Below are 6522 nucleotides of genomic sequence, written 5' to 3' on the forward strand. Positions count from 1 at the left end.
GCCGGAGAACATGCGACGGAATTCCAGCTGCGCCAGCTTCTCTTCCAGCACGTCGAGCTCTGCCACGGCTTCGTTAAAGGTTTCTTCGTCGTCGGCTTCGACAGCCAGCTCCAGCAGCCCAGAAACATCTTCCAGACCCTGCGCCATTTGATCCAGCGTATCTACGATGGCTTCGAGGGAGGAACGTTCTTTACCCAGCGCCTGCGCGCGTTCAGGTTCGTTCCAGACGTCCGGCTGTTCCAGCTCGGCGTTTACTTCTTCGAGACGCTCTTTCTTGGCATCGTAGTCAAAGATACCCCCTAAGAACGTCAGAGCGCTCCGTGAGGTCCTGAATGCGGTTTTTTACCGGATTAATTTCAAACATGGTCTGTTTTCTTTTATGAGCTTGTCAAAATGCGGTGATAAGAGCGGGATTGTACCGAATCCACGCCCTTTTTTATAGAGATTACTGACGCTAAATTGGCCAGATATTGTCGATGATGATCTGAAGGGTGCGGTTACCGCGGAACTCGTTAATATCCAGCTTATAGGCCAGCTCAACCTCGCGCACGCCGTTGTCCGGCCAGATGGAGGTATCAACGTTAAAGGCGATGCCGTCGAGCAGCGGCCCGCCGCCGACCGGTTCCACCATCACTTTGAGATGGCGTTCGCCCACGATGCGCTGTTGCAGCAAACGAAAACGTCCGTCGAAAAGCGGCTCCGGGAACATCTGCCCCCACGGGCCGGCATCGCGCAGCATCTGCGCCACCTCCATGGTCATTTCAGCCGGAGAAAGCTCGCCGTCAGAAACCACTTCACCCTGCAACAGAGACGGATCGATCCACTCGGTGACCAGTTCGCCAAACAGACGCTGGAACTCGTCGAACTTCGCCTCTTCCAGCGACAGGCCTGCCGCCATCGCGTGACCGCCGAACTTAATCATCAACCCCGGATGCAGCGTATCCAGACGCTCCAGCGCATCGCGCATATGCAGCCCCTGAATGGAACGACCAGAGCCTTTCAGCGTGCCGTCCCCGGCGGGGGCGAACGCGATCACCGGGCGGTGGAAACGCTCTTTAATGCGCGACGCCAGAATGCCCACCACGCCCTGGTGCCATTCGGGGTGATACATCGCCAGCCCACCCGGCAGGTTATCGCCGCTGCGCTCCAGCTTTTCGCACAGGGTCAGCGCTTCGGCCTGCATCCCCTGCTCAATCTCTTTACGGGTCTGGTTGAGTGCGTCCAGCTCACTGGCCAGCACGCGCGCTTCGCCGATGTTGTCGCACAGGAGCAGCGCAACGCCAACCGACATATCGTCCAGCCGCCCCGCCGCGTTCAGGCGCGGGCCGAGGGCAAAACCCAAATCGCTTGCCGCAAGCTTCAGCGGATCGCGGTTGGCAATTTCCAGCAGCGCCTTGATCCCCGGACGGCATTTGCCCGCCCGAATGCGGCTCAAGCCCTGCCAGGTGAGAATACGGTTATTGGTATCGAGCGGCACCACGTCCGCCACGGTTCCCAGCGCCACCAGATCGAGATACTCCGCAAGATTCGGCACGGCAATCCCGCGCGATTCGAACCAGCCCTTATCACGCAGCAACGTGCGTAACGCCAGCATCAGATAAAACGCCACCCCTACTCCGGCCAGCGATTTCGACGGGAAATCGCAGTCGCGCAGGTTCGGGTTAATGATGGCTTCGGCGTCTGGCAGGGTTTCTCCTGGCAGGTGGTGATCGGTGACCAGTACCGGGATCCCCAGCGCATGGGCATGATCGACCCCCGCATGAGAAGAGATCCCGTTATCCACGGTCATGATCATCTGTGCACCACGGGCATGGGCCTGATCGACCACTTCCGGGCTGAGGCCGTAGCCGTCTTCAAACCGGTTCGGCACCAGGTAAGCCACGTTATCGCAGCCCAGCGCACGCAGGCTGAGTACGCTCAGCGCGGTACTGGTTGCGCCGTCGGCATCGAAATCGCCCACCACGACAATCCGCGTCCCGTCACGGAACGCGTCGTAGAGCATTTCAGTCGCTTTTTCGATGCCACTCAGCGCTTGCCAGGGCAGCATGCCTTTAACGCTGCGCTCAAGATCGCTTGCCGTACGCACGCCACGGCTGGCGTACAACCGCTTTAACAGCAGCGGAAGCGTATCTGGTAAATCCGCGGTTTCAACCGCATCGCGGCGGCGCAGTTTTATCGGGGCTTTCACGCGAATTATTTACCACCCGTCTGTTTCTGGTGTTCGTCGAGGAACGCTTTCATCTCTTTTGGCCCCTGGTAGCCCGGCACCACATAGCCGTTGCTCAGCACAATGGCTGGCGTACCGCTCACGCCAAACTGTACGCCCAGCGCGTAGTGGTTAGCGATGTCGATATCGCAGGAGGCGGGCTTCACGCCTTTACCGTTCATCGCATCATCAAAGGCCTTGTTGCGGTCTTTCGCACACCAGATCGCTTTCATATCCTGCTCAGGCTGACTCTGCACGCCAGCGCGTGGGAAGGCCAGGTAACGCACGGTAATGCCCAGCGCGTTGTAGTCTTTCATCTCTTCATGCAGCTTGTGGCAGTAGCCGCAGGTGATGTCGGTGAAGACGGTAATGACGTGCTTTTCCTGCGCCGCTTTGTAGACAATCATCTCTTTTTCGAGCGCATTCAGGTTTTTCATCAGTAGCTGGTTGGTGACGTTCACCGGCTGCGCACCGCTCACGTCGTACATTGGCCCCTGAATGATGTGCTTTCCGTCTTCGGTCACGTACAGCACGCCGCTGTTGGTCAGCACCGTTTTCATGCCAGCCACCGGCGCTGGCTGGATCTCGCTGCTGGCGACGCCGAGTTTCGTCAGAGACTGTTTAATGGCGGCATCATCCGCATGGGCAAAACCGGAAACCGAAGCTGCCAGCAGGGTGAACAGCGCTAAAGACTTTTTCATATATGATCCTGTAACAATTCGTCGGCACTCACGCGCGAGGGTGGTGCTGTTGGTGTAGCTGCCGCAGGCGTTCCGTCGCGACATGGGTGTATATTTGCGTCGTTGAAAGATCGCTGTGTCCAAGCAACATCTGCACCACGCGTAAATCCGCGCCGTGGTTTAACAGATGCGTCGCGAAGGCGTGACGCAAAACGTGCGGCGACAGCTTCTCACTGTCAATACCCGCCAGTGTGGCGTAATGTTTAATGCGATGCCAGAACGTTTGTCGCGTCATCTGCTGCGCGCGCTGGCTCGGGAATAATACATCTATGGAGACGCCGTTCAGCAGCCACGGACGCCCGTGTTCCAGATACGTCTCCAGCCAGTAGACCGCCTCTTCACCCAGCGGCACCAGCCGTTCTTTGTTCCCTTTACCGATAACGCGCACCACGCCCTGACGCAGGCTGATATCGCTCATCGTCAGGCCCACCAGCTCAGAAACGCGCAAGCCCGTGGCATACAATAGTTCAAGCATGGCTTTATCGCGTAACTCCAGCGGAAGGTCAACTGCGGGCGACTGTAATAATCTCTCAACTTGCGCTTCGCTGAGATCTTTTGGCAGCCGCTGAGGTAGTTTAGGCGATGCCAGCAGTGCGCTGGGATCATCCGCGCGGATCTTCTCGCGGTAAAGGTGCTGGAACAGGCGGCGCATGGCGCTCAGCAGACGTGCGGAGCTGGTGGCTTTGTACCCCCCTTCCATCCGCTCAGCCAGTAACCCTTGCAGGTCATCACTTTGTGCGCTTTCAAGCGTCAGCCCCCGGTGCGCCAGCCACTCGACCAGCAGAGTGAGATCCCGACGATAGGCGCTGAGCGTATTGTCAGCGAGGTTTTTCTCCAGCCACAGCGCGTCGAGAAACTGTTCGATGAGTGCGAGATCCTTTTCCACATCAACCCCTATGGTTCTGCAATCTGGCCATTATGCCTGATTGCCATCGGTTTCTGGTACACTACGCGCAAAGTCATAGCAAGAATTGAGATAGTTACGCGATGAATATTGGTCTGTTCTATGGTTCCAGCACCTGCTACACCGAAATGGCGGCGGAGAAAATTCGCGACATTATTGGCCCGGAACTGGTGACGTTGCATAACCTGAAAGATGACGCGGTTGCCTTGATGGAGCAGTACGATGTGCTGATTCTGGGTATCCCTACCTGGGACTTTGGTGAGATTCAGGAAGACTGGGAAGCCATCTGGGATCAGCTCGATTCAGTCAATTTTGAAGGCAAAATCATTGCGATGTACGGCATGGGCGACCAGTTGGGCTACGGGGAGTGGTTCCTTGACGCACTCGGCATGCTGCACGACAAACTGGCGCCAAAGGGCGCGACCTTTATCGGCTACTGGCCTACGGAAGGCTATGAGTTCACCAGTCAAAAACCGATTATTGCCGACGGTCAGCTGTTTGTCGGGCTCGCGCTGGATGAAACCAACCAGTACGATCTTAGCGACGAGCGCCTCCAGAGCTGGTGCGAGCAGATTCTGGGTGAGATGGCCGAGCAGTTCAGCTGATTTACTCCTGCGGCGGCTGTTGCACGATCAACCGGCGCAGATCTCGCCACTCCGCAGGATCCATACTGTCTGCTGCCAGCCACAGGTGCTGGCGACGATTGTCCTCGACCCGACGCAGCCGTAGCATCATCCCGGTGTTGAGCATCCACGGCGTCCCTATCATTTCCCACTCTTTTCCCTGCCAGCGCAGGCGAGAATCCATCAGCAGCTTAATTTCACCCTGACGGGCGTTGATTCGACGCTGGCTGCGCACGCTGTCAAACACTACAAACGACAGCAAAAGCAGCCACAGAGGGGTATAGCTTAGCGGCCACGGCACCAATAACACCATTGCCGCGACCAGACCGTGGAGCAGTAAGGACATCCACTGTGAGCGCCACGAGACGCGAAGATCAGATTGCCACAGGACCACGTTCCTGATTCCGTGTTTGAATTAATTGCACCATCCGTTGCAACTCGGTGTCGGCGGGCTTGCCGTGATTCATCAGCCAGTTGAATAAATCCGGATCGTCGGACTCAAGCAGACGGACAAACAGGCGCTTATCGTCATCGCTTAAGCTGTCGTACTCATACTCGAAGAAAGGCATGATGGAGATATCAAGTTCACGCATGCCGCGACGGCACGCCCAGTGAATACGGGCCTTGTTGTTAATATCCATGTTCTGTTTCCTGCATTACGTTTGGCACAGTCGGTATCCCGTTCGGTATTCATTATTGCTCTTCGGGAACACCTGCTAGTGTAACGTGTTTTTGACCGTTTCTTTACTGGAATATTGCGAACCTCGAGCAGGCTTCCTGAATAATCCTTATAAAGACAGCGGATTACACTATTTTGCGTAGCGCCACGCATAACCGCGTAATGGCACGAATGGCCTGCTGAAAGCGCTTGCATTGAATACAGTCTCTTTTACCATTAGGTATTATCAAAGCGTTAAGCAATTCAGGACATCACTATGGCATTTACACCATTTTCTCCTCGCCAGCCCGCCGCCTCTGCGCGTCTGCCGCTGACGCTGATTACTCTTGATGACTGGGCACTGGCGACACTGACCGGTGCGGACAGCGAAAAATACCTGCAAGGCCAGGTCACGGCGGACGTGGCGCAGTTGACTGAGCACCAGCATCTGCTGGCCGCGCATTGCGATCCAAAAGGCAAAATGTGGAGCAACCTGCGTCTGTTCCGCCGTCAGGACGGATTCGCCTTGATTGAGCGTCGCAGCCTGCGTGACGCCCAGCTTAAAGAGCTGAAAAAATACGCGGTCTTTTCTAAAGTCACCATCGCCCCGGACGATGAACACGTTCTGCTGGGGGTAGCGGGTTTCCAGGCGCGTGCAGCGCTGAAAAACCTGTTTGCCGAGCTACCGGATGCCGGAAAACAGCTGATCAGCGAGGGAGAAACCTCCATTCTGTGGTTCGAACACCCTGCGGAGCGCTTCCTGCTGGTAACCGACGAAGCAACGGCGGAACGCGTCACTGACGCCCTGCGCGGTGAAGCACAGCTCAACAACAGCCAGCAGTGGCTGGCGCTGAACATCGAAGCGGGCCTGCCGGTTATTGACGCGGCAAACAGCGCGCAGTTTATCCCGCAGGCGACAAACATCCAGGCGCTGGGTGGTATCAGCTTTAAGAAGGGCTGCTACACCGGACAGGAAATGGTGGCGCGTGCGAAATTCCGCGGCGCGAACAAACGTGCCCTGTGGACGCTGGCTGGTCACGCCAGCCGTGTGCCGGAAGCGGGTGAAGATCTCGAGATGAAGATGGGCGAAAACTGGCGCCGTACCGGCACCGTGTTAGCCGCCGTCCAGCTCGATGATGGCCGCCTGCTGGTGCAGGTTGTCATGAATAATGATATGGAGCCCGACAGCGTGTTCCGCGTGCGGGACGATGCAAACACGCTCAGCATTGAGCCGCTGCCGTATTCACTGGAAGATTGATGCTGTATCGCCCGGTGTTGATATTCTCCCTCTCCCTGTGGGCTGAGGGATCCCCAGTAATTTGAAAGCAAAAGCGATAACGTTGCCTCAGAATAACTGAGGGCTTTCAGCGATGCCTCGGTCCGGCTGTAAA

Annotated in this window: 7 protein-coding genes and 1 pseudogene; 2 read left to right on the top strand and 6 right to left on the bottom strand. The window is 56.9% G+C overall.

Annotated elements, in window-relative coordinates; all coding sequences use genetic code 11:
• The 4 genes and pseudogenes from ACOTX2_RS14020 to xerD form a co-directional block, all read right to left on the bottom strand.
• Window positions 1-364 (bottom strand): annotated as a pseudogene (locus ACOTX2_RS14020) (PCRF domain-containing protein); the annotation flags it as partial.
• Between the two features lie 90 nt (window positions 365-454).
• Window positions 455-2188: a single-stranded-DNA-specific exonuclease RecJ gene (recJ, locus tag ACOTX2_RS14025; RefSeq protein WP_048965620.1), complete on the bottom strand. Its 1734-nt coding sequence runs from the start codon at window positions 2186-2188 to the stop codon at window positions 455-457.
• Between the two features lie 5 nt (window positions 2189-2193).
• A complete protein-coding gene (dsbC, locus tag ACOTX2_RS14030) occupies window positions 2194-2907 on the bottom strand; it encodes a bifunctional protein-disulfide isomerase/oxidoreductase DsbC (protein ID WP_022649304.1) in 714 nt (237 codons plus the stop codon).
• Window positions 2908-2935: 28 nt separating this feature from the next.
• Window positions 2936-3832 (bottom strand): site-specific tyrosine recombinase XerD, encoded by an 897-nt coding sequence (gene xerD / locus ACOTX2_RS14035; RefSeq protein WP_048965619.1) that lies wholly within the window; start codon window positions 3830-3832, stop codon window positions 2936-2938.
• 101 nt (window positions 3833-3933) lie between these two features.
• Here xerD and fldB point away from each other — a divergent pair, with 101 nt between their 5' ends.
• Window positions 3934-4455: a flavodoxin FldB gene (fldB, locus tag ACOTX2_RS14040; protein ID WP_015571793.1), complete on the top strand. Its 522-nt coding sequence runs from the start codon at window positions 3934-3936 to the stop codon at window positions 4453-4455.
• A gap of 1 nt (window position 4456) precedes the next feature.
• On the opposite strand, the gene ACOTX2_RS14045 is transcribed toward fldB, so the two are convergent.
• Together ACOTX2_RS14045 and sdhE are read right to left on the bottom strand one after the other, a co-directional pair.
• A complete protein-coding gene (locus ACOTX2_RS14045; RefSeq protein ID WP_063147416.1) occupies window positions 4457-4867 on the bottom strand; it encodes a protein YgfX in 411 nt (136 codons plus the stop codon).
• On the bottom strand, window positions 4848-5114 hold the full coding sequence (gene sdhE, locus ACOTX2_RS14050; RefSeq protein WP_003863437.1) for an FAD assembly factor SdhE: 267 nt from the start codon (window positions 5112-5114) through the stop codon (window positions 4848-4850). The genes ACOTX2_RS14045 and sdhE overlap by 20 nt, the downstream gene beginning before the upstream one ends.
• Window positions 5115-5408: 294 nt before the next feature.
• Between sdhE and ygfZ the strand changes: the two genes are divergently transcribed.
• Window positions 5409-6389 carry a tRNA-modifying protein YgfZ gene (gene ygfZ / locus ACOTX2_RS14055; RefSeq protein ID WP_063147415.1) on the top strand — a complete coding sequence of 327 codons (981 nt, stop codon included), beginning with the start codon at window positions 5409-5411 and terminating at the stop codon, window positions 6387-6389.
• The last annotated feature ends 133 nt before the right edge of the window (window positions 6390-6522 follow it).

It is taken from the genome of Enterobacter cloacae complex sp. IR5412 (assembly GCF_049237385.1).
Taxonomy (GTDB): Bacteria; Pseudomonadota; Gammaproteobacteria; order Enterobacterales; family Enterobacteriaceae; genus Enterobacter; species Enterobacter intestinihominis.